The organism is Mesorhizobium sp. M0571 (assembly GCF_040320985.1).
Lineage (GTDB): Bacteria > Pseudomonadota > Alphaproteobacteria > Rhizobiales > Rhizobiaceae > Mesorhizobium.
In genome coordinates this window covers 348,715-374,226 of the sequence record NZ_JAMYQT010000003.1, presented here as the reverse complement: position 1 = coordinate 374,226, position 25,512 = coordinate 348,715, and the positions used below count along the sequence as shown (strand labels likewise).

The following is a 25,512-nucleotide window of genomic DNA, read 5'->3' as shown; positions in this document are numbered from 1 at the left end:
TTTTCCTCCGCAGTCCTTATGCCGCGCCTTCTTATGCTGCTTTGCGGCCGCGCGCGGCAAGCCATGCCTCGGTCAGTCTCTCGAAGCGCGACGCCATGTCGGCCACCGCCTCGTCGTCCGACATCTTGCCGGCAAGCCATTGCTCGGCCGCGTTGATGAAGATGGTGCGACCAACGGCGAAACCCTTGACGATGGGTGCCTTGGCGGTGGCGGCGAAGGCCGCTTCCAGTTCGTCCTGCGGCGCTTCCAGGCCAAGCAGCACTATCCCGCGGCACCACGGATCGTTCCTCAGGATCACCGCCTCGATCTTTGCCCATGCGCCGGCCGACGCCTGCGGTTCGAGCTTCCACCAGTCGGGCTTGATGCCGAGCGCATAGAGTTCCTCCAGCGCCCGCGGGATGGTCATGTTGTCGAGCTTGCCATGCTTGCCGGCGATGATCTCGACCAGCAATTCCCGGCCGACCTTGCGCGCCGCTTCGAACAAAGCGCGCAGCTTCCGCTGCTGTTCGGTTTTCAGCTCCGCCGGATCGTCAGGATGGTAGAAGCACAGGCACTTGATGCAATGGTCGACCGGCCACTCGGTCAGTTGCGAGCCGATATCTTGCGAGAATTCGAAGCGAAGCGGCCGCGAGCCCGGCAACTCCACCGGTCGGCCGAGCCAGGCGAAGGAATGGTGGGCGAATTCGAACATCGCCTCGCGGCCGTATTTTTCGTCGAGCAGCATGCCGTAGCCGGCGCGACCAGCCGCGACCTTGGCCGCAGCCTTGACCGTCAGCACCTTGAAAGCTGGGATTCGCGACGGATCGGCACCGACTTTTGCCGCGACGTCCTCCAGCTGGACGCGGTGGTCGCAGGCGAATGCCATCAGCGAGGGGACGTCGCGCCGGCGCGTCGTCGCCCAATGGATGTGGTTGATCGCCTCGTCCTTGCGCAGCGCCAGATGCTTGCTGCCGTTCCTCAGGAAGAACTGCAATTCCTCGAAGGTCGGGTATTCCGGCGCGCAGAGCAGCCGCGACACGGCAAATGCCCCGCAGGCATTGGCCCAGGTCGCCGCCGTCGCCAGGCTTTCCTCGCCGAGCCAGCCGCGCAGGAAGCCCGACATGAACGCGTCGCCGGCGCCAAGCACATTGTAGACCTCGATCGGAAACCCCTTGCCGACGACACCGTCCTCGAGGTCGTCGCTGATCGGCCCGTCATAGACGATGCAGCCCATGGCGCCGCGTTTCAGCACGATGGTTGCCGCCGACAGCGACCGGATGGTTTTCAGCGCGCTCAGGTAATCGTCCGCGCCGGAGGCGATCATGATCTCCTCTTCGGTGCCGACGATGAGATCGCAGTCGGGCAGCACCGTCTTCAACTGCGCCGAGACGCGGTCGGATTTCACATAGCGCTCGAAGCCTTCGGCGTGGCCGGCGAGGCCCCATAGGTTGGGGCGGTAGTCGATGTCGAACACCACCTTGCCGCCCTTGGCTTTCATGACACGGATCGCCTTGCGCTGCGCGGCGTCGCTGTTTGGCCGCGAAAAATGCGTGCCGGTGACGACGACCGCGCGTGCCGAAGCGATGAACGCCTCATCGATGTCGTCTTCCGAAAGCGCCATGTCGGCGCAATCGCTGCGATAGAAGATCATCGGCGAGACGCCTTCATCCTCGACCGACAGCAGCACCAGAGCGGTCAATCGCTCAGGATCGGTCCTGAGGCCGTCGACGGAAACGCCCTCGCGGGTCAGCTGCTCGCGGATGAAGCGGCCCATCTGCTCATTGCCGATACGGGTGAGCAGCGCCGAGCGCAGGCCGAGCCTGGCAGTGCCGACCGCGATGTTGGCCGGACAGCCGCCGACCGACTTGGCAAAGGAGGTGATATCTTCCAGGCGCGAGCCGATCTGCTGGCCATAGAGATCGACGGAAGCGCGGCCGATTGTGATAACGTCGAGCGGCGCATATCTCGCTTCCACGGCTTCGCCCATTCGAACCTCCCATCGGCTTTGTTGTCTTGGGTAACACGCGCGAGCGGCAGCGTGGCGCCGGCAATATGAAATAATAATTCCAATCCATAGTCAATATGGAACGCGCGTTCCTTCGCCGAAAAGTGCTGTGCAAAGGCCCGCGCGTTGAGAAACTTTGAAGTCAGACGAACGTCAAGTCCCTACCACTGAAACCAGCTGATTTACCAAGGAAGCGGGCCATCTTCGTTGAAGAACCCGGCGGTCGGGCCATCGGCGTCCAGGGTCGCCAGGTGAATGACGATCTCGGCCGCCTGCTGCACCGTGCGGTGACCTCTGTACCCGTTGAGATCGGTGGCGGTATAGCCGGGCGCCGCGGCGTTGACCTTGATGTCTTGCGGCGCAAGCTCCCTGGCGAAGGCCACGGTGATGGCGTTCAAGGCCGTCTTGGAGCTGCCGTAGCCCATAATATTGACGGCGTGGTTCGCGCTGGCGGGATCGAGCGCCCGGCCGATGGACCCGGTGGAACTGCTCACCATCACGATGCGGGCAGCAGGAGCTGCCAGCAGCAGCGGCAGGAATGCCTGGGTCACGCGGATCGGGCCGAAGACATTGACGTCATAGGTGGCCTGGATGTCGGCAACCCGCTGCCGGCTCGGCGGCAGGTCGTAGTTGATGGCGACGCCGGCATTGTTCACCAGCACGTCGAGGCAGGAGTTGGCCGCGCTGACGGCTTTGGCGGCCGCCTTCACACTCTCATCCTGCGTGACGTCCATCTCAAGCCACTCTACGTCGAGGCCTTCGGCGCGCAAGGTTTGCACTGCCGCCATGCCGCGTTCGGCGTCTCTGGCGCCGAGCCAGACCTTGAAGCCCATCGTCGCCAGTCGCCGGGCGATTTCGCGGCCTATACCCTTGTTGGCGCCGGTCACCAGCGCGCTTTTCGATGTCGTCATATCGGTGTCTCCATGTTCCTTGTGGACGAGCCACAAATGGCGCGACGCAGCGGGCGCCGCGCGCCGGAAACTCTCCAGCTCTTGCCTAATCCTCTCACGCTGTTGCACGGTTGGCGCGAATGCGCGATGCTGGTGCAATGAGCGAGGCGCTGCAGGAGTTGATCGAGATCGCCGGCCGCCATGCGCGCGGGCGACGAACAAGAACGGCGATTCCCCGCGTTTCGATCGGCCGCAGCGAAGTCGCCACGGCGCCATTGCCGGGGGTGTGGGGATCGGGGATCTTATTCGTATTGCAGGGCGCGAAGACGGTTCTGATCGGCGACCGGGCACTTCGTTACAATCCGGCCAGCTATTTCATCTACACTGTCGAGACGCCCACTATCAGCCAGATAGTCGAAGCGAGCGCCGCGCGCCCTTACCTGGCCATTGGCTTGACCCTTGACCTGCAGGCCGTCGCCGCGCTCCTCGTCGACCACCGGCCGGCCCTCGGCGGCGACAGTTTCTCCACCTCTCCCGTTGATGACGACCTGCTCGACGCGTTGCGTCGAATGATGCGGCTGCTTGGCCGGCCAGCGGAGATTCCCGTGCTCGCAACCTTGCTCGAGCGGGAGATACTGTTTCGGCTTCTGCAAGGCCCCCAGGCCGGAAAGCTACGTGAGCTTGCGCGCGCCGATGGCCATCTGTCCCGGATTGGCCGGGCGATCGCCTGGATCCGTTCGCATCCCCATCAGCCGGTCCGGGTCGGGGATCTGGCCGAAATCGCCCGCATGAGCAGCGCTGCGTTTTATCGCCACTTCAAGGCGGCGACGGCCATGAGCCCAATCCAGTATCAAAAGCAAATCCGCTTGCTGGAAGCCCGCCATCTGCTGATTGCCCAGCCGGGCAACGTGGCGCGTGTCGCCTTCGCTGTCGGCTATGAGAGTGCTTCCCAGTTCAGCCGGGAGTATGCCCGCCAGTTCGGATCGCCGCCTGCCCGCGACGCAGCGCGGCTTTTGGCAGAAGGCGAAACGGCAATAGAGGTGATCTAAGCCTTCCGCTTGCGGCCGCCGTCGCGCCGCTTCTCGCCGACGGCAACGGTCAGCGCCATGGCCAAAGCCATCGTCGCCGACAGCGAGCGGAAGCCGGCGAAATCGGCTTCGGCGACCTCGAACCAGACCCTGGCGAATTGGGCGAGCGGCGAAAAGGAGCTGTCGGTAATCGCCACGATCGGCACGCCTTGCTCCGAAATGACGCGCGCCTCCTCGATGGTGGCCGGGGCATAGGGCGAAAAGCTGATGGCGATGACGGCGTCCCTTGGAGAGGCAAAACCGATCATCTCCGCATTGAGGCCGGCGGCCGATTCGATCAGCTGGTTGCGGATCTTGAGCTTGCCCAATGCATAGGCAATGTAGGAGGCGACCGGGTAAGAGCGCCGCTTGGCCAGCACATAAATGGTTTCCGCCTTGGCCAACACGGCGATCGCATCTTCGAAATGGTCTTCGTTCAGCGTGCGCGAAATGTCGTTGAGCGAGGTGCTGGCTGCGGCGACAAAACCGTCGAAAATCGCCCGGTGACCGGCGCCTTCCTCGGCCTTGGCGCGCAACGCCGCCAGCCTCTCGTCATAGGACGAGTTGCGTTCGCGCAGGCGCTCGCGAAATACCAGCTGCAGGCTGGTAAAGCCGTCGAAGCCAAGCTGCTGGGCAAAGCGGATCAGGGTCGAAGGCTGTACACCGGCGGAGGCGGCGATGCTGGCAGCGGTGCCGAAGGCGATATCGTCGGGATTGTCGAGCGCGTAGGCGGCGATCTGGGCGATGCGTTTCGGCAGGCTCTGGCGCCGCTCCAGGATCGTCGCCCGCAGCGTTTCGAAATCGCGAGGCACCCGTTCGTCCATCGTCGCTCCGCCCAGGCTCATCGTCGGTTCCCTCTGTGCCCCATCATAGCGGGCCTGTGCAAGAACACCATAAAAAATGAGACAAGCGTTCCATTTACAAACAAAATGGACTAATTCATCCACACAAATTTGCACGTAGCGGAGGCAAAGCAGATGGTCGGGGTAGGTCTTATCGGTACTGGTTTCATGGGCAAGTGCCACGCCATTGCCTGGAATGCGGTCGGCACCGTCTTTCCCGACGTGGCCAAGCCAAGGCTGGTCCATCTCGGCGAGGTCAACGAGGACCTTGCCAAACGCCGTGCGGCCGAATTCGGCTTCGCCAAGGCCTCCGGCGACTGGCGCGCCGTTGTCGACGACCCGGAAGTCGATGTCGTCTCGCTGACCACGCCGAACCAGTTCCACCCGGAAATGGCCATCGCCATCCTCGAAGCCGGCAAGCATCTGTGGTGCGAAAAACCGATGGCGCCGAGCTTCGCCGAGGCGCAAGCAATGGCGGCGGCGGCCCAAAAGTCAGGCAAAGTCGCCGCGCTCGGCTATAACTACATCCAGAACCCCGCAATCCGCCATATCGGTGCACTGCTCGATGAGAAGATCATCGGCGAGGTCAACCATCTGCGCATCGAGATGGACGAGGACTTCATGGCCGATCCGCAGGCGCTGTTCTTCTGGAAGCACGAGGCGGTGTCGGGCTATGGCGCTCTCGACGATTTCGCCGTACACCCGCTGTCGCTCATTGCGGTCCTGTTCGGTCGTGTCGCCCGCGTCATGTGCGACATGGCCAAGCCTTATGCCGACCGCCGCGTCGCCTCAGGCGGGCGCCGCGCGGTCGAGACCTACGATATCGCCAGCATCCTGATGCATCTCGAAAATGGCATCGCCGGCACCTTGCTGGTCAACCGTTCCGCGTGGGGCCGCAAGGGCCGGATCGCCATCCAGATTTTTGGTTCGAAGGGTTCGATCCTGTACGATCAGGAGCGGATGAACGAGTTCCAGCTCTATCTGACGGCCGATCGACCGACCGAGCAAGGCTACCGCACGATCCTGGTGGCGCCGCACCACAGGCCTTACGACGCCTTCCTGCCGGCGCCCGGCCACGGCCTCGGCTTTAACGATCTCAAGATCATCGAATGCCGCGAACTGTTGACGCGCCTTGCCGGCAAGCCGGCGCGGATCATCGACTTCGACGAAGGCCTGGAGATCGAGCGCACCGTGCACGCGATGGCGCGCTCGTTCGCGGAACAGCGCTGGATCGCAGTGCGGTAGTAAGCCGGGCGCTGGTTTCCCTTTCTCCCGCAAGGGGAGAAGGGGGCAGTGCCGGTCTCAGGCGGCTCCCGGGCGATCGGCGATCATGGCGTGTCGCGCCGACCGGCGCCGCTCGACGGCGTCGGCAAGGCCGAGCAGCACTGTCTCGGTGGTTTCCCAGTCGATGCAGCCATCGGTGATGCTCTGGCCATAGACGAGCGGCTTGCCGGGCACGACGTCCTGCCGGCCGGCGACCAGGTTGCTCTCGATCATGATGCCGATGATGCGCTCGTCGCCCGCCGCGATCTGGCCCGCCACGTCAGCCGCCACCAGCGGCTGGTTTTCCGGCTTCTTGTTGCTGTTGGCGTGACTGACATCGATCATCAGCCGAGGTGCCACGCCGATCCGGCCGAGCTCAGCGGAGGCAGCAGCTATGCTTGCCGCGTCATAGTTGGGCACAATGCCGCCGCGCAGGATGACGTGGCAGTCCTCGTTGCCGGTGGTCGTCGCGATGGCGCTGCGCCCGCCCTTCGTCACCGCCATGAAATGATGCGGCTGGGCGGCGGACTTCACCGCCTCGACGGCAATCCGCAGATTGCCGTCGGTGCCGTTCTTGAAACCGACCGGGCAGGAGAGGCCCGATGCGAGCTCGCGATGGATTTGGCTCTCTGTCGTGCGCGCGCCGATCGCGCCCCAGGCGACGAGGTCGGCGATGTATTGCGGAGTTGTCATGTCGAGGAACTCGGTCGCTGAGGGAAGGCCGAGATTGTTGACCGCCGAGAGCACGTTGCGGGCCATCCTCAGTCCTTTGTCGATGTTGAAGCTGCCGTCGAGGTCGGGATCGTTGATCAGGCCCTTCCAGCCGACCGTAGTGCGCGGCTTCTCGAAATAGACGCGCATGACGATCTCCAGCCGGTCCGACAGGGTCTCGCGCAGCGCCGCTAGCCGGCTGGCATAGTCCACGGCGGCGACCGGGTCGTGGATCGAACAAGGGCCGACGATGACCACCAGCCGGTCGGCGGCGCCGGTCAAGATGGAATGGATCGCGTTGCGTGAGGCGGTAACGGTGCGCGTCGCCGTCAGCGTGCGCGGTATCTCGCGCATCACCTCTTCCGGCGTGCTCAGTTCTTTGAGTTCCTTGACCCGAAGATCATCTGTGGTGGTCAACACGGCTTTCTGCTCCTGATTGGGAGACCTGCCGGCTGAAACAAAAAAGCCGCCAGGTCTGGCGGCGTTCGGATGTTGATGCTGCAATCTTCAGATCGAGCGCAATCCTCCCGCCGCCAGCGAGTAGCTAAAGTACCAAAACGAGGCGGTCGGGTTGATCATGCCAGCCCTATAGCCGAAGCCGAGGTGCTTGTCACGCTCCCCTCAGTTTGAATTTTGACGGCCCTGCCCGTCGCGATCCAGCCCGAACTCTTATACGCTCAACGATATGGACCAAGATCCCGAAGAACCCGTCGATGTTTATGCGCTGCTGCGAGCGGCGGCAGACGCACGCCTAAGATCAGCCAAAGCTATGTTGAGCGCCTACGAGGCCAACGCCTTCGGGACGCCAGCTACGCCGGAGGATATTGCCTACTGGAAGCAAGAGCTGGCCGACGTTCAGGTCGAGTTGGCGGGGTTGCACAATGCACACCGGACCTGAGGCCCCGACGTTTTCAACTGATGCTACTCAGGCGACGACCCGGCGACGCTCTGGTCGTAATCGACAAGCGACCCGGTCATGACGCCGGACTGCGGGCTGATCATATAGCTGATCAGCCGGGCAAGCTGCGCCGGCTTCACCAATTGGCCCATCGGCTGCGCGGCTTCGGCCTTTTCCAGCCAGTCGTCTGGCGCGTCATGCCATTTCTTCTGCACGATCGCCTCGCCCTCGGTGTCCATCCAGCCGGGCAGCACCGCGTTGCAGCGGATGCGGCTGCCGCGATAGGCATTGGCGACATTCTTGGTCAGCGTCGCCAGCGCCCCCTTGCTCGACGAATAGGGCGCCAGGAACGACTGGCCGCAATGCGCCGACATCGACAGTACGTTGACGATCGAGCCCGGCGCCTTGCGCGCCAGCAAATGCGCCACCACGCCTTGCATCAGGAAAAACGGGCCGCGCACATTGGTCTGGAATATCTGGTCGAAGAGGTCTTGGGAGGTCTCGACCAGCGAGCCACGGGCCGAAGTGGCGGCGGCGTTGACCAGCGCGTTGACGGTGCCGAAATGGGCGATCGCCGTTTCGACGGCGCGCTTGCAGTCGGCCACCTCTGAGACGTCGGCACTGATGAAGATGGCGTCGACGCCTGCCCGCTTGAGAGCGGCGACAGCCTTGTCGCCTTTCTGCTGGGAGCGGCCGATCAGCGCCAGCGCCCGGCAGCCCTCATCGGCCAGCGCCTCGGCGACGGCGAAGCCGATGCCTTGCGCGCCGCCGGTGACGATGGCGCGTGTTTCGGAATTGCGACCGGCGGAACCGTTCATCGCCTTGCTCCTGTGCTTGATGTTCAGTGGCTCTTGTCGAGGCGAATGGTCTTGCCTTCCTTGGCCGATTTCAGCGCCGCATCCGCCAGCCTCAGTGCCACCAGCCCGTCCTTGCCGCTCGGCGCCGCCTTGTTGCCTGTCGTCGCCGCGGCGATGAAGGCAGCGATCTCGTTGGCATAGGCGTCGAGGTAGCGGGTCATGAAAAAGTCGTGCAGCGGCGGCCGCGTATAGCCTTTTTCATTGGCCAGTTCGATCGACACCGGCCGCTGGTTCTCGGCCGCAATCATGCCTTTCGAGCCATGCACCTCGATGCGCTGGTCGTAGCCATAGGTGGCGCGGCGCGAGTTGGAGATGACGCACTGCTTGCCGGAGGCGGTTTCGAGGATGACGCTGACGCTGTCGAAATCGCCGGCCTCGCCGATCTTCTTGTCGACCAGCACCGAAGCATGCGCGCTGACTGCCACCGGCTCCTCGCCAAGCAGGAAGCGCGCCATGTCGAAATCATGAATGGTCATGTCGCGGAAGATGCCGCCGGAGCGGCCGATATAGTCGAGCGGCGGCGGACCGGGATCGCGCGAGGTGATGGTCACCATCTCGACGGTGCCGATGGCGCCGTGGTCGATCGCCTTGCGCACGGCGGCAAAATGCGGATCGAAGCGGCGGTTGAAGCCTACCATCAAGGTCGCGCCGGCCTTGTCGACGACGGCCAGGCATTCTTCCACCCTGCCGGCATCGAGGTCGATCGGCTTCTCGCAGAAGATCGCCTTGCCCGCCTTGGCGAAGCGCTCGATCAGATCGGCATGGGTGTCGGTCGGCGTGCAGATGACGACCGCGTCGATATCCCCGGCCTTCTCGATGGCGTCGATGCTGCGCACTTCGGCGCCATAGGCTGTGGCCAGATCGGTCGCCGCCTTCTCGAAGGCGTCGGCAACCGCAACCAGCCTGGCCTGCGGATTGGAGCCGACCGCACGGGCGTGGACCTTGCCGATACGGCCGGCACCGAGAAGAGCAAAGCGAAGAGGCATGAAGATTTTCCTTTGAGGATGGTTCGGAAGGGAAGGCGTGTCGGCGCCTGTGGCCCGGCGTTGGCCTTTAGGCCGCAAGTTCCGCCTGCCCGGTCTTGGCGCCGGTGATATAGGAGACGATATCGTTGCCGTCGGTGTCCTGCTTGCGCAAATTGGCGACGATGCGGCCGCGCCGGAAGACGACGATGCGGTCGACCAAATCGAACACCTGGCGCATGTTGTGAGAGATCAGGATCAGCGGTTCGCCATTTTCCTTCAGCGTGCGGATGATGTTTTCGACCTGCATCGTTTCCTGCACGCCGAGTGCCGCCGTCGGCTCGTCCATGATGATGAGCTTGGAAGCAAAGGTCGCGGTTCTGGCGATCGCCACGCACTGGCGCTGGCCGCCCGACATGTGGCGGATGGTGTTGGAAAGGTTGGGGATCTTGACCGCGGTCCGGACCAAGGCGGCCTCGGTCGCCTTGCGCATGAACTTGCGATCGAGGATCGAGAAGGGCCCGAGATTGAACAGCACCTTTTCGCGGCCGAGGAACAGGTTCGACGGCACGTCGAGATCGTCGGCCAGCGCCAGATTCTGGAACACCGTCTCGATGCCCGCCTCGCGCGCTTCGATAGGGCCGGCAAAATTTACTTCCTTGCCGTCGAACCACATCTTGCCGCTGGTGCGCTGCTCGACGCCGGTAATCTGGCGTACGAAGGTCGATTTGCCGGCGCCATTGTCGCCCATAATGGCGACATGCTCGCCCTTACGCAGTTCGAAGTTCGCACCTTCCAGCGCATGGACGCCGCCATAATACTTGGTCAGGTTTTCGGTCTTCAGGACGATGTCCGACATGATCAAGCCCTCATTGCCCGCAAGCGTTGGCGCCACTGGTCGAGAACGACTGCGCCGACGATGATCACGCCCTTGACCATCTCCTGGTAATAGGCGTCGAGGCGCAAAAAGGTGAAGCCGGAAATGATGACGCCGAAGATCAGCGAGCCGATCACCGTCCCGATGATCGAGCCGCGGCCGCCCGACAGCGAGACGCCGCCGATCACCGCCATGGCGATCGCGTCGAGTTCATACATCACCCCCATGCCGGCCTGGGCGGTGAGATTCTTGGAGCTCAGCACCACGGCGGCGAGCGCGGCGAGGACGCCCGCAATGACGTAGACGAGGATCTTGTGGTTGGCGATGTTAATGCCGGACATGCGCGCGGCATCCTCATTGGAGCCGATGGCATAACAGTGCTTGCCATATTTGGTGTAGCTCAGGATCAGCTGGAACAGCACTGCCAGGGATATGAAAATGATGACGGGCATCAGCCCCTTGCCGATGGCGGCGAAACTCTCGGTCGGAAACGAGATCGGCTGGCCCTTCGACCACCATTTGGCGATGCCCCGCGCGGTGACCATCATGCCGAGCGTGGCGATGAACGGCGGAATGCGGGTGTAGGCGATCAATGCACCGTTGACCAGGCCGGCCAGCAGACCGCAGCCGATCGCGACCAGCACCGGAACGATTACCGGCAGATCGGTCCAGCCTTGGGCGATGAACATTGCCTTGGGATTCGGGTTGCCATTGACCGTCGCCACCTGGGCGAAGCTCATGGCTATCATCGCCGTGGCGCCGACGATCGAACCCGAGGACAGATCGATGCCGCCGGTAATGATCACCTGCGTCACGCCGATGGCAATGATGCCGACGATCGACACCTGCAGGATGATGATCTGCAGGCGTGCCTCATTGAAGATTGCATCGATATTGTCGCGGGTATTGAACAGGAAGCTGTCGCCAAGGAAAACCCGGCCGATCAGCTCGAAAGCGCCGACCAGGATGACGAGCGCCAGGAAGACGTTGAATTCGGCCGGCCATGCGCGCCGCTTCGCATCATAGCTGAGCCCGCCGACGCCGTGAGATGTCTGTGCCAATCGTGCTTCCTCCGTCAGCCACGGTCTCCACTCGGCCGCTCTTCAGGCCGAGAGGGAAAGGAGGAGCGGCGCTGTCTTATTTTGGCGCGCCGCTCCGTTTCGAATGGGTCCGCGGCCTCAGTTCTTCTTCAGGAACTTGTCGATATTCGCCGGCGTGACCAGCTGGAAGGGGATGTAGACCTTGTGCTCGACCTTCTCGCCCTTCGCTAGCTTGAGCGCTGCGTCAAGCGCGCCGGCACCCTGGCCGGCCGCGTCCTGGAACACGGTTGCATCGAGATCGCCAGCCTGCATCGCTGCAAGCGCGTCCTGGGTAGCGTCGACGCCACCGACGACAACCGACTTCATATCGATGTTGGCAGCTTTCATCGCCTGGATGGCGCCGATGGCGCTTTCGTCATTGTTGGCGATGACGCCGTCGAACGGCTTGCCGGTCGACAGCCAGTTGGTCATCAGGTTTTGCGCTTCTTCGCGCTTCCAGTTCGATGTCTGCTTGTCGATGATCTTGATGAAGCTGCAGTCCGGAGTGGCGATCACGTCGTCAATGTCCTTGGTGCGCTGCACCGCTGCCTGGTTCGACAGCTCGCCCATGATCACGTAGACATTGGCCTCTTTCTTGCCGGCCTCCTTGAACAGGCGGCAGACCTCCTTGGTCTCGAGCGTGCCGGAATCGGCTTCGTTCGAGGCGACGAAGGCCTGGTTGTCGGGCAGCGTGTCGACGTTGACCGGCTCGCGGTTGACATAGACCAGCGGAATTTTGGCCGCGGCGGCTGCGTCCGACATCGCCTGGGTGGCCGAGGTGTCGACCGGGTTGACGATGATGGCGTCGACGCCCGAGGCGGCAAAATTCTTGATCTGGTCAAGTTGCTTGGCGACGTCGTTCTGCGCGTCCTCCACCTGCAGCTCAACGCCGTCCATGCCCTTGGCCTGCTCGATCATGCCGTTGCGCAGCACGGTGAGAAAATTGTCGTCGAACAACGCCATCGACACGCCGATCTTGGCAGCGAGAGCGGACGAACTCATCAGCGCCGTAAACGCGACGCCCAAAAGCAGTTTCTTCATTTTATGTCTCCTCCACATTGGTGTCCGGCTGCACCGATCTACCCGGAATCCCCGATCTCCCAGGGAATCTCTCCCGATTGCCCGCTTCAGTTCCGGAAGGCATTTTGCCTGAAACAGGTGTTCCGGAACGAAAGAACCAAAATGCTCAGTTAGTGAAATATTTATTCCATTTCGCGTGAGGGCGTCAAGCGAGATTTCGCCGTGAGGAATGGATTTTCGGCATTTCGAGCTCTTTTAGACGAACGCTCAGGCAAGCCAGGCCTGAAAGCCGTCCTGATAGATTACATCATGCAGCGGCAATGGCCGCGACCTCAGATGTTTTCCGGTAGATAAATGTCGAAGGGCAGAAAGGTCTGACCCGGCGCATTCGCGGCACCGGTCTCGATGGCATGCGCCATCAGCGCTACAAGCTCCCGGCAAAGCGCCGCCAGTGGTGTCGAGATCACCATGGTCAGGATGTTATCCGCCAGCGCCGCACGGGAGTCAGGCGTGATCTCGTTGCAGACGACCGCCGGCATCTCTGCCGGCATCGCTTCCCTCAGCGCCGAGATCGCGCCTTCCATGCCGCCGCCGGCGACATAGCAACCGGCGAGATCAGGATGGCGGGCCAGAAGCTCGATCATTGCATCATGCGTGATCTGGTTCGCTTCCAGATTGACCAGCGTCTCGAGTATGGTGAATTCTGGCGCCTGCTCGCGAAAGAAGGATCTAAAGCCGATCTCGCGGAGCTCGTGACCATGGAAGCGATGGCTGCCGACGAAGAGCGCGACTTTGCCCGGTTTCTTCGCGGCCTTCGAGATCATCCAGGCAGCGGTGCGGCCGACCTTTCGATTGTCGAGGCCGACATAGCCCTCGCGAATGCCGGACGCGAAGTCGGAAAGCAGGGAAAATACCGGCACATCCTTGGCTTTGAGAGCCTCGACGGCGACCGTCAGTGTCGGGTGATCAGGTCCGACCAGGGCGACAGCCCTGGATTTTGCGGCCAGCTTGCGCATTCGCTCGACGATCTCGTCCGGCGCCAGCGAAGCGGCGAAGTCGATGGTCGCTACGCCGCGAAAGCGCGGCGACTGCGACACCGCCAGCTCAAGCTCGCGGGCGAATTCGCTGTAGAAGACGTCCTCCCGCCTCAACAGCAGGAACCCGAGCCGGTATTCGGGCAATTCATGGCGCATCCGCTGCTTGATCAGCCCGGCTGCGTGATAGCCGATGCTGGTCGCCGCTTCATAAACGCGGCGCGCGGTTTCCTCGCGCACCGGCAAGCGGTTGTTCAGCACCCGGTCGACGGTGGCAACGCTGACCCCCGAAATGCGTGCCAGGTCGGTGATCGTCGGCCGTTTCGCCATCGCTGCCTTACTCCACTATCCGGCCCCTTTTACACCATTCTGATGGAAAATGATAGAAACTATCTTTGTGATATTGAGCCTATCAAGCCCAAGCGTTATTTCAGTATGGCAGAAACCTAATCGAGGCCTCCGCCATGGTGGACATTGGACTCCGAACCGGGAACATTACCTCTGTAGCAGCGTCCCGGCGTGACTACAGCCTGATCGGCCGCGACGCGAAACTCGCCGTCGAGAGCGGGCTGACGGCGGCCGAGTGGTACCACACCGACGTGTCGCGCAAGCAGATGAAGGAGCTGATGCAGCGCTCCGACGGTCCGGCGATCCGCGATACCATCATCTGGCTCGGCGCCCTGGTCCTGAGCGGCGCCGGCGGCGCCTGGTTCTGGGGCAGCTGGTGGTGCGTGCCGTTCTTCTTCATCTACGGCGTCCTCTACGGTTCCTCCACCGATTCCCGCTGGCACGAATGCGGCCACGGCACCGCTTTCAGGACGCAGTGGATGAACGACGTGGTCTATCAGATCGCCTGCTTCATGATCATGCGCAACCCGGTAACCTGGCGCTGGAGCCACACGCGCCACCATACCGATACCATCATCGTCGGCCGCGATCCGGAGATCTCGGTGATGCGTCCGCCCGATCTACTGCGCGTCGTGCTCAACTTCGTCGGCATTCTCGACGCCTGGCATGCGATGAGCGACATGCTGCGCAATGCAGCCGGCATCATCAGCCCGGCCGAAAGAACCTTCATTCCCGAGCAGGAGCAGCCGAAGGCCATCCGCATTGCCCGCATCTGGACGGCGATCTATGCCGCGACTATCGCGCTGGCGCTCTACACGGGCTCGTTCCTGCCGCTGATGCTGGTCGGGCTGCCCAGGCTTTACGGCGCATGGCACCATGTGATGGTCGGCCTGCTGCAGCATGGCGGCCTGGCTGAAAACGTCACCGATCACCGGCTCAACAGCCGCACGGTCTACATGAACCCGGTGAGCCGTTTCATCTACTGGAACATGAACTACCATGTCGAGCATCACATGTTCCCGATGGTGCCCTATCATGCGCTGCCCAGGCTGCATGAGCTGATCAAGCACGATCTGCCGGCGCCGACACCGTCTATCCTGGCCGGCTACCGCGAGATGATACCGGCCTTCCTGCGGCAGCTGCGCAATGAAGACTATTTCATCAAGCGTGAACTGCCGCCGACGGCGAGGCCCTATCGCGAGGACTTCCACAACGACAACGCTGCTGCCGCCGCGGCAGCCGAATGAGCCAAGCCCATGCCGGGCCAAAAAATCTGCCGGGAGGGAGAAATGAGCGACTGGATCGAGGCCTGTGACGCCGGGGACATCGACGAAGAGGACGTGATGCGGTTCGATCATGGCGGCCGCACCTTTGCGGTCTATCGCAGCCCCGACGACGGCTATTTCGCCACCGACGGCCTTTGCACCCATGAGAAGGTGCATCTGGCCGACGGGCTCGTGATGGACAACATCATCGAGTGCCCGAAGCACAATGGCCGCTTCAACTACAAGACTGGGGCTGCCAGGGGCGCGCCGGTCTGTGTCGATCTAAGGACCTATCCGGTCAAGGTCGATGCCGGCAAAGTTCTGATCCAGATTGGGTGACGGTGATGGCGAAAGGAATAGTCATCATCGGCGCCGGCGAATGCGGCGGGCGGGCAGCGCTCGCGCTGCGCGATCTCGGCTATAATGGCCCGGTGACGCTGGTCGGCGACGAGCCGCATCTGCCCTATGAGCGGCCGCCGCTGTCGAAGAACGCGATGGTTGCCGAAGCGCCGGTGATCACGGCAATCGCCAGTGACGAGATCTTTGCCGAGCGGTCGATCAGGCACATCCATTCAGTTCGGGCGGTCGCGATCGACCGTGCTGCGCATACCGTGCGCCTGTCGGACGGCTCGGTCCTGCCTTACGACAGGCTCTTGCTGGCCACTGGGTCGGTGCCGCGCAAATTGCCGATGCCGGGTCTTGGCGGGCGCTGCGTCTATCTCCGGACCTTCAACGATGCGCTGGCTATTCGTGCTCATCTCAGCGCCGGAAATCGCGTCGCCATCATTGGCGGTGGCTTCATTGGGCTCGAGCTCGCCGCGGCGGCGCGCAGACTGGGTGCGGCGGTCACCGTCATCGAGGCGCAGCCGCGCATCTTGATGCGCGGCGTGCCGGCCGAGATTGCGCAAATCATTCACGCGGCGCACGAGGCCGAAGGCGTGAAAATCCTGTGCGGCGAGGGCATCGCCGCCATCGCTGATGATGGCGCCGAAGTGCGCATGGCGCTTGCCAGCGGGCAGGGCATTGTCGCTGATCTTGCCGTGATCGGCATCGGCGCCGTGCCGGTGACCGGACTTGCCGCGGAGGCGGGGCTGACCATCGACAATGGTATCGCCGTCGACGCCGCGCTTCGCACCGGCGACCCGGACATCTTTGCCGCCGGCGACTGCTGCTCGTTTCCGCTCGCCATCTATGGCGGCCGGCGCGTGCGGCTCGAAGCCTGGCGCAATGCGCAGGAGCAGGGTGCGCTTGCCGCCAGGAACATGCTTGGCGCCGGCGAGGCCCACGCGGCGGTTCCGTGGTTCTGGTCGGATCAGTACGGCCTGACCTTGCAGATCGCCGGCCTGTCGGACGAAGGCCGCAGCATCGTGCGCCGCGACCTCGGCGACGGCGCGTTCATCCTGTTCCATCTCGCCGAGGACGGCAGGCTGGTTGCGGCAAGTGGCATCGGCCCCGGCAATGCGGTCGCGCGCGACATAAGGCTGGCCGAGATGCTGATTGCAAAGCGGGCAAAGCCAGCGCCGGAAGCGCTAGGCTCGCAGACCGTCAAACTGAAATCGCTGCTGGCGGCTTGAGCTGCCGGGGGGATAATTGGCCGAATGGGCTCGGCTAAAACAGCGCCTTCAGCTCCGGCAACTTGTCGTTGACCAGCCAGCCATAGTAATTTTCCTCAGGCAGCTTTTCCGGCTCGCCCGCAGCGCGGCGCTTGTCGTTCTCGGCCTTCAGCGCATAGGCACGCTGTTCCGGATTGCCGACATTGTAGAGCGTCGACGTGATGCCGGGATTGCCCGAGATGTCGAAGCCGGCAATGGTTTTATAGGCGTCGATCGACTTCCGGATCGTTGCCGCGACATAAGGCAGGGTCAGGTCCGGATCCATGATGGTCTTGTAGACCGCATTCGGGTCGCCGACGTCGAGCTCCGGCAGGCCGGAAACCTTGTGCACGAGATCGCTCATCTGCAGTGCCGTCAGCGGATTGAGCTGGCCAAGGCCAAAAGTCTGGCCGGCATAATAGGGCTGGAAGAAAGTCGCGCCGAAGCGGTCGTTGGGAAAGCTGGTGCCATCGACGGTCTTGCCGCGAAAGGAACGGTTCCACACCTGCTCGCGGCATTCCCAGAGCTCGTAACTGTCCGATTTGCCGGCGCACTTGGCAAATTCCGGCCGTTGCACGAAATCGGTGATGTCTTGGCCGTCATAGGCGAAGGAGAGCTTGCTCGACAGATACGAGATCGCCTTGACGTAGTAGGTCTGCAGCCGGTCGTAGGCATCGACATTGTAGGTGTGCTCGCCGACGATGGCGCCGACGATATGCATCGGGTCGATGCCATAGGCCGCGGCTGCCTGCTTGATCTTGCCGCGCAGTTCGGCATCGTTCTGGAGCAGCGCAAAGACCTTGCGGTATTTCGCCTGGAAGGTGGTGTTGGTCGCCTGGGTGCGCCGGCTCGAAGCGCCCGGTATGTCGGGCTGCTCGGTGTTGCGGTTGCCCGGCGGCACCATCGTTGCCGCTTGCGCGGCGAACATGGCTGCCGCCAGCGTCAGCCCGAGAATGACGAGGATCAGTTTTTTCATGTGCCGCCGCCCAAATAATCGCCGGGCAAACTAGGTAATGCTCCAACGGGAGTCGAGAGACGCCTGCACCCGACGGGACGAAAGCTCGCCGGATGCTTCCATTTAGCCACACATCGGGGATGCCGGGCTGAATTTGGCGGAGACCGGGAGCAGTTCCCCGGCCTCTTTGAGGATGAAGCGTCTCCTACAGGATGAAACGCGACAAATCCGTGTTTCTGGAGAGGTCGCCGACATGCTTCTCCACATAGGCGGCATCGATGGTCACCGAGGTGCCGTTGCGGTCCGGTGCGTCATAGGAGATCTCGTCCAGCACCCGCTCCATCACCGTCTGCAGCCGCCTGGCGCCGATGTTCTCGACGCTTGCGTTGAGGTCAACGGCGATGCCGGCCAACGAGTCGATCGCGTCATCAGTGAAGACCAGGTCGACGCCCTCGGTCTTCATCAGCGCGATGTACTGCTTGATCAGGCTCGCTTCAGTCTCGGTGAGGATGCGGACGAAATCGTCCTTCTCCAGCGCCCGCAGCTCGACGCGGATCGGCAGGCGGCCCTGCAATTCGGGCAGCAGGTCGGATGGCTTGGCGACGTGGAATGCACCCGAAGCGATGAACAGGATGTGATCGGTCTTCACCGGCCCGTATTTGGTCGCAACCGTGGTGCCTTCGACCAGCGGCAGCAGGTCGCGCTGCACGCCCTCGCGCGAAACACCGGCACCGATGCCGCCTTCACGCGAGGCAATCTTGTCGATCTCATCGAGGAAGACGATGCCGTCGTTCTCGGTCGATTCGAGTGCCCTGCGCACCACCTCGTCCTGATCGAGCAGCTTGTCGGACTCGTCGCCGATCAACAGCCCGTAGGACTCCTTGACGGTCGTCTTGCGCATCTTGGTTTTCTTGCCGCCCATCGCCTTCGACAGCATGTCGTTGATGTTGAGCACGCCGATATTGGCGCCCGGCATGCCGGGAATCTCGAAGCCGGGCATGCCGCCATTGCCGGTATCGGCCACTTCGACCTCGATCTCCTTGTCGTCGAGCTCGCCGTCGCGCAGCTTCTTGCGGAAACTGTCGCGGGTGGCCGGGCTCGCTGTCTTGCCGACGAGCGCTTCGAGTACCCGTTCCTCGGCGTTGATGTGAGCACGCGCCTTGACGTCCTCGCGCATCTTCTCGCGCACCAGCCCGATGGCGATCTCGACCAGGTCGCGGATGATCTGCTCGACATCGCGGCCGACATAGCCGACCTCGGTGAACTTGGTGGCTTCGACCTTGACGAAAGGCGCACCGGCAAGGCGCGCCAGGCGGCGCGAAATCTCGGTCTTGCCGACACCGGTCGGGCCGATCATCAGGATGTTCTTCGGCATCACCTCTTCGCGCATCTGGCCTTCGAGCTGCTGGCGGCGCCAGCGGTTGCGCAAGGCAATCGCCACGGCACGCTTGGCGTCTTTCTGGCCGATGATGAAGCGGTCGAGTTCCGAAACGATTTCGCGGGGAGAGAATGTGCTCATGTCACTAAATTCCACTTTGCCACTGCCGAATGGACTCGAACGGATGCAGCAGCATGATCACGTTGAGTGTCAGATTGTCCCGGATGAGATAGCCGACACCGAATTCGAAGATGAGGGCGAGGATTACGATCACCCATATAGGGAGCCTTCGCGCCATGACAAACCCCAGCACCATGGCCAGCGTGTCCGACACCGAATTGATAATGCTGTCGCCATAATAGTCGAGCGAGATCGTGCCGGCGCGGTAGCGGTCGATGATGAAAGGGCTGTTCTCGAGCAGCTCCCAGCCGCCCTCGATGACGACCGCAAAGGCCAGCCTGAGCCCGATCGGCGAGCGCGGGAAAAGGAACCATGCCAGCGCATAGAACAGGAAGCCGTGAATGATGTGCGAGAAGCTGTACCAGTCGGAAATATGCTGGGAATTCTCCGAACTCTGCACGATGCCATGCCACAGCTTGACATAACCGCAGGTGCAAATCGGCGTCCGCCCCATGCCGTAAAGGGCCCCGGCCTGGAAGATGACCAGGCCGAGAACCAGCAGAAGCCCCATTCGCCAACTGTCTTCATAGGCCGAGACGGTTTTGTCGCTGGATACGCTCATGCTGCTATTGCCCCTCTTCTGCGTCGCCCACTTCGGCATCACCCTGTTCGGCGTCACCCTCGTGGGCATCAATCGCCATCAGCACGGCATCGCCATATTCCGACTTCCTGCGATCGATAGCCCTGAAACCGGCCTTTTCATAGGCACGGATAGCCCGTGCATTGGCAGGGTCCGGGTCGATGATGACGCGCGGCGCACCTTCCTCGAAAAGCTGCTCGACGAACTGCCGGACGATCGTCGAGCCGTGACCGATCCCGACAAGCTCCGGCACGCCGATCGACAAATCGATGCCGAGCGTGCCGAACGGCTGGTCGCTATAGGGATGGCCGTCCTCAAGATGCGGATCGTAACTCTGCAGATAGCCGATGGGTTTGCCGTCGAGCTCGACAATAAGCGGCTCGACCGAAATGCTGTCGATATGCCCGCGGATCTCTGCAATCTCGGTCCCTGGATCGTCCCACCACTCGGCGACATGCGGCTCGGCAAGCCAGCCGGCGATCATCGGCAGGTCCTTCTCGGTCACCGGCCGAAAATCATAGCGGAGACTCCGCTCAGGCGGCATCGAGCGTTTCGACGACGAAGCTGTTGTTGGTGTAAACGCAAATGTCGGACGCGATCTGCATCGCCTTGCGGGCGATCCCCTCGGCGTCCTTGTCGGTATCCATCAGGGCGCGTGCTGCGGCCAACGCGTAATTGCCGCCCGAGCCGATCGCCATGACGCCAAATTCGGGTTCCAGCACGTCGCCGGTGCCGGTCAGCGCCAGCGAGACCGACTTGTCGGCAACCAGCATCATTGCTTCCAGTCGGCGCAGATAGCGGTCGGTGCGCCAGTCCTTGGCGAGCTCGACGCAAGCGCGCGTCAGCTGGTCGGGATATTGTTCGAGCTTGGCTTCGAGCCGCTCCAGCAGCGTGAAGGCATCGGCGGTGGCGCCGGCGAAACCGGCGATGACGTTGCCGCCCTTGCCGATGCGGCGCACCTTCTTGGCGTTGCCCTTCATGATGGTCTGGCCGAGGCTGACCTGGCCGTCGCCGGCGATCACCACTTTGCCGCCCTTGCGCACGGTCAGGATGGTCGTGGCATGCATGGTCAGTTCATTCGACATTTTCTGCTCCGATCAGCACCGATCCCATCAAGGCGATTGGCGCGTTACGAGTGACTTGATCGGCCATATGTATGCATAGGCCGGATGATTGCAAACCGGCCATCCGCAGGGTCTGATATCGCTCCGCAGCGGTAACTGGCAATCGCCGGGTCATGCTGCTAGAAGGCTTTCGTTTTCAGGCATGTGAACGCCTGAACCGTGCAAACCTGAGACAAGGATGAGGTCATGGCGCCCCGTTCCGCCGAGATAAGCCGCAAGACCAAGGAAACCGATATCTCCGTGTCGGTTCAGGTCGACGGCTCGGGCAAATCCGACATTTCGACGGGCGTCGGCTTCTTCGACCATATGCTGGACCAGTTGTCGCGCCATTCGCTGATCGACATGACGGTGAAGGCCAAGGGCGACCTGCACATAGACGACCACCACACGGTCGAGGATACTGGCATCGCGCTCGGCCAGGCGCTGGCCAAGGCGCTGGGCGAGCGGCGCGGCATCATGCGCTATGGTTCGATCGATCTCGCCATGGACGAGACGCTGACGCGGGCGGCGATCGACGTCTCCGGCCGCCCTTTTCTGGTCTGGAATGTTTCGTTCTCGTCGCCGAAGATCGGCACCTTCGACACCGAGCTGGTGCGCGAATTCTTCCACGCACTGGCGCAGAATGCCGGAATCACGCTGCATATCACCAATCATTATGGTGCCAACAACCACCATATCGCCGAGACCTGCTTCAAGGCCGTGGCGCGTGCGCTGCGTTTGGCGCTTGAGCGCGACCCGCGCCAGCCGGACGCGGTTCCCTCCACCAAGGGATCCTTGAAAGGGTAGCGCCATGGCCATCTATGTCGTGATGGAGCCGCCGGGCCGCAACGGAAGAGCGGACGCTACCTTTGTCCGCGACGGTTTTGCCTGGCTCGGCTTGCTGGTGCCGCCGCTCTGGCTGGCTTGGCATCGGCTGTGGGTCGAGGCGGCATTGGCCTTTGTCGCCATGGGCCTGCTTTCGATGCTTGGCGAAAGGCTGGGCCTAGAAACCGCCGGCTCGCTTTTGTCGCTGCTTGTCTCGCTCTATGTCGGGCTGGAAGGACAGGGCCTGCGGATTGCAGCCCTTCGCCGCCGCGGCTGGCATGAGTGGGGCGTCGTCGAGGCCGACAGGCTCGACGATGCCGACATCCGCTATGCATTGGAAGCCGATGCGGATTCGAATGCACAGGCCCCTGCGCAGCGCATCGTCCCGGACGCAGCACTTGCCCGGCCGGCGCAGATGGGTATGGCGCTGGGATTGACCCATATTCCGGGAAAGCCCTGAGATGCGGGTCGCGATCATCGATTACGGGTCGGGCAATCTGCGCTCGGCCACCAAGGCCTTCGAGCGCGCCGCGCATGAAGCCGGCATCGCCGCCGCGATCGAGCTCACCGCCGATGCCGAGCGGGTCAGGACCGCCGACCGCATCGTCCTGCCGGGCGTCGGCGCCTATGCCGATTGCGCCGCTGGACTGCATGCGGTTGCCGGCATGTGGGAGGCAGTGGAGGAGGTGGCGATCGCCAAGGCGCGGCCGTTCCTCGGTATCTGCGTCGGCATGCAGCTGATGTCGGAGCGAGGATTGGAAAAGACCGTTACAAAGGGCTTTGGCTGGATCGCCGGCGACGTCAAGGAGATCACGCCGGCCGACCCGGCGCTGAAGATCCCGCAGATCGGCTGGAACACGCTCGATCTCAGGCGCAAGCACCCATTGTTTTCCGGCATTGCGACGGGCGGGAAGGGACTGCACGCCTATTTCGTCCACTCCTACCATCTCGATGCGCAGAAGGAGGATGAGGTGCTGGCGGTTGCCGACTATGGTGGCCCGGTGACGGCCGCTGTCGCGCGCGGCAATCTCGCCGGAACGCAATTCCACCCCGAGAAGAGCCAGGCACTCGGTCTCGCTTTGATCACCAACTTCCTGCAATGGAGGCCCTGAATCATGAGCAAGAAGGGCTATTGGATGGCGATGGTCGACGTCCGCGATCCCGAGATCTACAAGCAGTATATCGAGGCCAACGCCGCGGCTTTCGCGAAATACGGCGCGAAATTCCCGGTGCGAGCCGGGCGGCATACCAGCCCGGAAGGGCCGACAGGCAATCGCCATGTGCTGGTGGAATTCGAATCCTACGAGAAGGCGATGGAATGCTACGGCTCGCCTGAATACCAGGAGGCCTTGAAGTACAGGCTCGCCGGCTCGACCGGCCACTTTGTCATCGTCGAAGGCGCCTGAAGGTGATCCTGTTTCCGGCGATAGACCTCAAGGACGGCAAATGCGTGCGCCTCAAGCATGGCGACATGGCGACTGCGACGATCTACAATGACGATCCCGCCGCTCAGGCGCGCGCCTTCGAAGAGCAGGGCTTCGAATGGCTGCACGTGGTCGACCTCAACGGCGCCTTCAAGGGCCAGAGCGTCAACAGCGCAGCTGTCGGCGCCATTCTCAAGGCGACCAGCAACCCGGTGCAGCTCGGCGGCGGCATCCGCACCCTGGCGCAGATCGAGGACTGGCTCGACCGCGGGCTGGCCCGTATCATCCTCGGCACAGTGGCCGTGCGCGATCCGGATCTGGTCAGGCAGGCCTGCAAGGCATTCCCGGGCAAGATCGCCGTCGGCATCGACGCCAAGGGCGGCAAGGTCGCAGTCGAAGGCTGGGCCGAGGCCTCGAGCCTCGGCGTCGTCGAACTGGCGAAGAAATTCGAAGGCGCCGGCGTCGCCGCCATCATCTACACCGACATCGATCGCGACGGGGTGCTGACCGGCATCAACTGGGACGCCACCATCGATCTCACTGAGGCGGTTTCGATTCCGGTCATCGCCTCGGGCGGGCTTGCCTCGATCGCCGACATCGTGCGCATGACCATGCCCGATGCGCGGAAGCTCGAAGGCGCGATCTCGGGCCGCGCGCTCTACGACGGCCGCATCGACCCGGCCGAGGCGCTGGCAATCCTGCGCGGCAAGCCGATGGCAGGGGCGTGATCATGAAAGTCTCGATTATCCTCGCCCCCTATGACAGCGGGCACCATCATGAAGGGTGCGGCCAGGGGCCGGACGCCATCATCGCCGGTGGGCTCGTCGAAGCCCTGACCATGGCTCGCCACGACGTCGCCGTCGAAGATATCGGCAAGGTGGGAGACGAGCAGGGGCGCGAAATCGCAACCGGCTTCGCCGTCTGCAACGCCGTCGCGGCCAAGGTCGGCCTCGCCGGCGACGGAGGACGCTTCCCCATTGTCCTTGCTGGAAATTGCCTGACCGCCGCCGGTGCGGTGGCCGGTGAAGCGGCTGATACGATCATCTGGATCGATCAGCATGGCGATCTCAACACGCCGGAGACGTCCGCCTACGGCTTTCTCGACGGCATGGCGCTGGCGGCGACACTCGGGCTCTGCTGGCGTCCGATGACAGCAGCGATTCCGGGATTCCGGCCGATAGACCCGGTGCGCTGCATGCTGGTCGATGCCCGCGACCTCGATCCCGACGAAAAGCGCCTGCTGGAACCTTTGCCGATCGTGCGCACCGAATGTGCCGGTGCACTCGATATAGTCGGAAAGCTCACAGCGGCAGGGGCTGCCCGGGCACATTTGCATCTGGACCTGGACGTCCTCGATCCGGATGTGCTGCAGGTGAACCGCTACATGCATCCAGGCGGTCCGAGCCCGGAACAGCTGCGGCAACTTGCCTGCGGGCTGGCCAGGTCCATCCCGATCGTCGGCGTGACGCTCTCGGCCTACGACCCTGCCTTTGATTCCCAGGCCGAGATTCCGCCCGTCATCGGCCAACTGCTTGTCGATTTTCTTGCGGCGATCGAGAGAATCTGATGCTGAAAGCCCGCGTCATCCCCTGTCTCGACGTCAAGAACGGTCGCGTCGTCAAGGGCGTCAATTTCGTCGACCTGGTCGATGCCGGTGATCCCGTCGAAGCGGCAAAGGCCTATGACGCGGCCGGCGCCGACGAGCTCTGCTTTCTCGACATCACCGCCTCGTCGGAAAACCGCGAGACCATCTTCGATGTCATCGCCCGGACGGCCGAACAATGTTTCATGCCGCTGACCGTCGGCGGTGGCGTCCGTCAGGTCGCCGACATCAGGAAGCTGCTTCTCGCCGGCGCCGACAAGGTGTCGATCAACACCGCGGCGGTGAAGACCCCTAATTTTGTCGCCGAAGCAGCCGACAAATTCGGCAACCAGTGCATCGTCGTCGCTATCGATGCCAAGAAAGTGTCCGCTGCGGGCGAGGCTGATCGCTGGGAGATCTTCACCCATGGCGGCCGCGAGAAGACCGGCATCGATGCCGTCGAGTTCGCTCGGCGGATCGTCGATCTCGGCGCCGGCGAGATCCTGTTGACGTCGATGGACCGCGACGGCACCAAGGCCGGCTACGACATAGCGCTTACCCGCGCGGTCGCCGACGCCGTACGCGTGCCCGTCATCGCTTCCGGTGGCGTCGGCACGCTCGATCACATGGTCGAAGGCATTCGCGACGGCCATGCAGGCGCGGTGCTGGCAGCCTCGATCTTCCATTTCGGCACCTACAGCATCGCCGAAGCCAAGATGCATATGGCTCGAGCCGGACTGCCGATGCGGCTGGACTCGCCGGGTAATCGGTCCTAGAGCCTTTCCGGCTAAGAAGA

Annotated in this window: 28 protein-coding genes; 13 read left to right on the top strand and 15 right to left on the bottom strand. The window is 62.9% G+C overall.

Annotation, left to right across the window (positions count from 1 at the left end):
• Nucleotides 1-31: 31 nt before the first annotated feature.
• Both NKI85_RS06355 and NKI85_RS06350 read right to left on the bottom strand, forming a co-directional pair.
• Nucleotides 32-1,966 carry a bifunctional 5-dehydro-2-deoxygluconokinase/5-dehydro-2-deoxyphosphogluconate aldolase gene (locus NKI85_RS06355; RefSeq protein ID WP_352522368.1) on the bottom strand — a complete coding sequence of 645 codons (1,935 nt, stop codon included), beginning with the start codon at nucleotides 1,964-1,966 and terminating at the stop codon, nucleotides 32-34.
• A 200-nt stretch (nucleotides 1,967-2,166) separates the two neighbouring features.
• Entirely contained in the window at nucleotides 2,167-2,895 is a 729-nt protein-coding gene (locus NKI85_RS06350) for an SDR family NAD(P)-dependent oxidoreductase (RefSeq protein WP_352522369.1), read from the bottom strand.
• 137 nt (nucleotides 2,896-3,032) lie between these two features.
• On the opposite strand from NKI85_RS06350, the gene NKI85_RS06345 reads away from it, so the two are divergent.
• Nucleotides 3,033-3,923, top strand: coding sequence for an AraC family transcriptional regulator (locus tag NKI85_RS06345; RefSeq protein ID WP_352522370.1), 891 nt, complete (start codon nucleotides 3,033-3,035; stop codon nucleotides 3,921-3,923).
• On the opposite strand, the gene NKI85_RS06340 is transcribed toward NKI85_RS06345, so the two are convergent.
• Nucleotides 3,920-4,765 carry a MurR/RpiR family transcriptional regulator gene (locus tag NKI85_RS06340; RefSeq protein WP_352522751.1) on the bottom strand — a complete coding sequence of 282 codons (846 nt, stop codon included), beginning with the start codon at nucleotides 4,763-4,765 and terminating at the stop codon, nucleotides 3,920-3,922. The genes NKI85_RS06345 and NKI85_RS06340 overlap by 4 nt on opposite strands.
• 153 nt (nucleotides 4,766-4,918) lie before the next feature.
• Here NKI85_RS06340 and NKI85_RS06335 point away from each other — a divergent pair, with 153 nt between their 5' ends.
• Nucleotides 4,919-6,028: a Gfo/Idh/MocA family protein gene (locus tag NKI85_RS06335; protein ID WP_352522371.1), complete on the top strand. Its 1,110-nt coding sequence runs from the start codon at nucleotides 4,919-4,921 to the stop codon at nucleotides 6,026-6,028.
• Between the two features lie 57 nt (nucleotides 6,029-6,085).
• On the opposite strand, the gene NKI85_RS06330 is transcribed toward NKI85_RS06335, so the two are convergent.
• Complete coding sequence (locus tag NKI85_RS06330; RefSeq protein WP_352522372.1) at nucleotides 6,086-7,177, bottom strand: 3-deoxy-7-phosphoheptulonate synthase; 1,092 nt, start codon at nucleotides 7,175-7,177, stop codon at nucleotides 6,086-6,088.
• A gap of 265 nt (nucleotides 7,178-7,442) precedes the next feature.
• Between NKI85_RS06330 and NKI85_RS06325 the strand changes: the two genes are divergently transcribed.
• Nucleotides 7,443-7,655: a hypothetical protein gene (locus NKI85_RS06325; protein ID WP_352776378.1), complete on the top strand. Its 213-nt coding sequence runs from the start codon at nucleotides 7,443-7,445 to the stop codon at nucleotides 7,653-7,655.
• A gap of 23 nt (nucleotides 7,656-7,678) precedes the next feature.
• Here the strand turns inward: NKI85_RS06325 and NKI85_RS06320 are convergent, their stop codons facing one another.
• The 6 genes from NKI85_RS06320 to NKI85_RS06295 all read right to left on the bottom strand — a co-directional run bounded on the left by NKI85_RS06320 (nucleotide 7,679) and on the right by NKI85_RS06295 (nucleotide 13,814).
• Nucleotides 7,679-8,473 carry an SDR family oxidoreductase gene (locus NKI85_RS06320; RefSeq protein ID WP_352522373.1) on the bottom strand — a complete coding sequence of 265 codons (795 nt, stop codon included), beginning with the start codon at nucleotides 8,471-8,473 and terminating at the stop codon, nucleotides 7,679-7,681.
• A 23-nt stretch (nucleotides 8,474-8,496) separates the two neighbouring features.
• Complete coding sequence (gene iolG / locus NKI85_RS06315; protein WP_352522374.1) at nucleotides 8,497-9,498, bottom strand: inositol 2-dehydrogenase; 1,002 nt, start codon at nucleotides 9,496-9,498, stop codon at nucleotides 8,497-8,499.
• A gap of 67 nt (nucleotides 9,499-9,565) precedes the next feature.
• The gene (locus NKI85_RS06310) at nucleotides 9,566-10,333 is read right to left on the bottom strand and encodes an ATP-binding cassette domain-containing protein (RefSeq protein WP_352522375.1); all 768 of its coding nucleotides are present in this window, start codon (nucleotides 10,331-10,333) and stop codon (nucleotides 9,566-9,568) included.
• A 2-nt stretch (nucleotides 10,334-10,335) separates the two neighbouring features.
• Nucleotides 10,336-11,412 (bottom strand): ABC transporter permease, encoded by a 1,077-nt coding sequence (locus NKI85_RS06305; protein ID WP_292655972.1) that lies wholly within the window; start codon nucleotides 11,410-11,412, stop codon nucleotides 10,336-10,338.
• A 117-nt stretch (nucleotides 11,413-11,529) separates the two neighbouring features.
• Nucleotides 11,530-12,471 carry a sugar ABC transporter substrate-binding protein gene (locus tag NKI85_RS06300; protein WP_352522376.1) on the bottom strand — a complete coding sequence of 314 codons (942 nt, stop codon included), beginning with the start codon at nucleotides 12,469-12,471 and terminating at the stop codon, nucleotides 11,530-11,532.
• Between the two features lie 311 nt (nucleotides 12,472-12,782).
• On the bottom strand, nucleotides 12,783-13,814 hold the full coding sequence (locus NKI85_RS06295; protein WP_352522377.1) for a LacI family DNA-binding transcriptional regulator: 1,032 nt from the start codon (nucleotides 13,812-13,814) through the stop codon (nucleotides 12,783-12,785).
• Nucleotides 13,815-13,948: 134 nt separating this feature from the next.
• Between NKI85_RS06295 and NKI85_RS06290 the strand changes: the two genes are divergently transcribed.
• The 3 genes from NKI85_RS06290 to NKI85_RS06280 are packed head-to-tail and all read left to right on the top strand — an operon-like array spanning nucleotide 13,949 to nucleotide 16,671.
• A complete protein-coding gene (locus NKI85_RS06290; RefSeq protein WP_352522379.1) occupies nucleotides 13,949-15,079 on the top strand; it encodes a fatty acid desaturase family protein in 1,131 nt (376 codons plus the stop codon).
• 42 nt (nucleotides 15,080-15,121) lie between these two features.
• Nucleotides 15,122-15,436, top strand: a complete 315-nt coding sequence (locus tag NKI85_RS06285; protein ID WP_352522380.1) for a MocE family 2Fe-2S type ferredoxin — start codon at nucleotides 15,122-15,124, stop codon at nucleotides 15,434-15,436.
• Nucleotides 15,437-15,441: 5 nt separating this feature from the next.
• Complete coding sequence (locus NKI85_RS06280; RefSeq protein ID WP_352522381.1) at nucleotides 15,442-16,671, top strand: NAD(P)/FAD-dependent oxidoreductase; 1,230 nt, start codon at nucleotides 15,442-15,444, stop codon at nucleotides 16,669-16,671.
• Between the two features lie 34 nt (nucleotides 16,672-16,705).
• Here NKI85_RS06280 and NKI85_RS06275 read toward each other — a convergent pair whose 3' ends face one another.
• The 5 genes from NKI85_RS06275 to hslV form a co-directional block, all read right to left on the bottom strand.
• A complete protein-coding gene (locus tag NKI85_RS06275; protein ID WP_352522382.1) occupies nucleotides 16,706-17,665 on the bottom strand; it encodes a DUF1402 family protein in 960 nt (319 codons plus the stop codon).
• Nucleotides 17,666-17,849: 184 nt separating this feature from the next.
• Nucleotides 17,850-19,163, bottom strand: a complete 1,314-nt coding sequence (hslU, locus tag NKI85_RS06270) for an ATP-dependent protease ATPase subunit HslU (protein ID WP_352522383.1) — start codon at nucleotides 19,161-19,163, stop codon at nucleotides 17,850-17,852.
• A 4-nt stretch (nucleotides 19,164-19,167) separates the two neighbouring features.
• Nucleotides 19,168-19,764 carry a DUF2585 domain-containing protein gene (locus tag NKI85_RS06265; RefSeq protein ID WP_352522384.1) on the bottom strand — a complete coding sequence of 199 codons (597 nt, stop codon included), beginning with the start codon at nucleotides 19,762-19,764 and terminating at the stop codon, nucleotides 19,168-19,170.
• Between the two features lie 4 nt (nucleotides 19,765-19,768).
• On the bottom strand, nucleotides 19,769-20,326 hold the full coding sequence (locus NKI85_RS06260; RefSeq protein WP_352522385.1) for a GNAT family N-acetyltransferase: 558 nt from the start codon (nucleotides 20,324-20,326) through the stop codon (nucleotides 19,769-19,771).
• On the bottom strand, nucleotides 20,316-20,867 hold the full coding sequence (gene hslV / locus NKI85_RS06255) for an ATP-dependent protease subunit HslV (protein ID WP_352522386.1): 552 nt from the start codon (nucleotides 20,865-20,867) through the stop codon (nucleotides 20,316-20,318). Before hslV ends, NKI85_RS06260 begins: the two co-directional genes overlap by 11 nt.
• Nucleotides 20,868-21,092: 225 nt before the next feature.
• On the opposite strand from hslV, the gene hisB reads away from it, so the two are divergent.
• Genes hisB through hisF form a run of 7 tightly spaced genes read left to right on the top strand, consistent with a single transcriptional unit; the run spans nucleotide 21,093 to nucleotide 25,492 of the window.
• On the top strand, nucleotides 21,093-21,692 hold the full coding sequence (gene hisB / locus NKI85_RS06250; RefSeq protein ID WP_352522387.1) for an imidazoleglycerol-phosphate dehydratase HisB: 600 nt from the start codon (nucleotides 21,093-21,095) through the stop codon (nucleotides 21,690-21,692).
• A 4-nt stretch (nucleotides 21,693-21,696) separates the two neighbouring features.
• Nucleotides 21,697-22,170 carry a DUF2628 domain-containing protein gene (locus NKI85_RS06245; RefSeq protein ID WP_352522388.1) on the top strand — a complete coding sequence of 158 codons (474 nt, stop codon included), beginning with the start codon at nucleotides 21,697-21,699 and terminating at the stop codon, nucleotides 22,168-22,170.
• Between the two features lies 1 nt (nucleotide 22,171).
• The gene (hisH, locus tag NKI85_RS06240) at nucleotides 22,172-22,822 is read left to right on the top strand and encodes an imidazole glycerol phosphate synthase subunit HisH (protein ID WP_352522389.1); all 651 of its coding nucleotides are present in this window, start codon (nucleotides 22,172-22,174) and stop codon (nucleotides 22,820-22,822) included.
• A 3-nt stretch (nucleotides 22,823-22,825) separates the two neighbouring features.
• The gene (locus tag NKI85_RS06235; protein ID WP_352522390.1) at nucleotides 22,826-23,116 is read left to right on the top strand and encodes a DUF1330 domain-containing protein; all 291 of its coding nucleotides are present in this window, start codon (nucleotides 22,826-22,828) and stop codon (nucleotides 23,114-23,116) included.
• A gap of 2 nt (nucleotides 23,117-23,118) precedes the next feature.
• Nucleotides 23,119-23,862, top strand: a complete 744-nt coding sequence (gene hisA, locus NKI85_RS06230) for a 1-(5-phosphoribosyl)-5-[(5-phosphoribosylamino)methylideneamino]imidazole-4-carboxamide isomerase (RefSeq protein ID WP_352522391.1) — start codon at nucleotides 23,119-23,121, stop codon at nucleotides 23,860-23,862.
• Between the two features lie 2 nt (nucleotides 23,863-23,864).
• A complete protein-coding gene (locus NKI85_RS06225) occupies nucleotides 23,865-24,701 on the top strand; it encodes an arginase family protein (RefSeq protein WP_352522392.1) in 837 nt (278 codons plus the stop codon).
• The gene (gene hisF / locus NKI85_RS06220; protein ID WP_352522752.1) at nucleotides 24,698-25,492 is read left to right on the top strand and encodes an imidazole glycerol phosphate synthase subunit HisF; all 795 of its coding nucleotides are present in this window, start codon (nucleotides 24,698-24,700) and stop codon (nucleotides 25,490-25,492) included. Before NKI85_RS06225 ends, hisF begins: the two co-directional genes overlap by 4 nt.
• Nucleotides 25,493-25,512 lie beyond the last annotated feature (20 nt).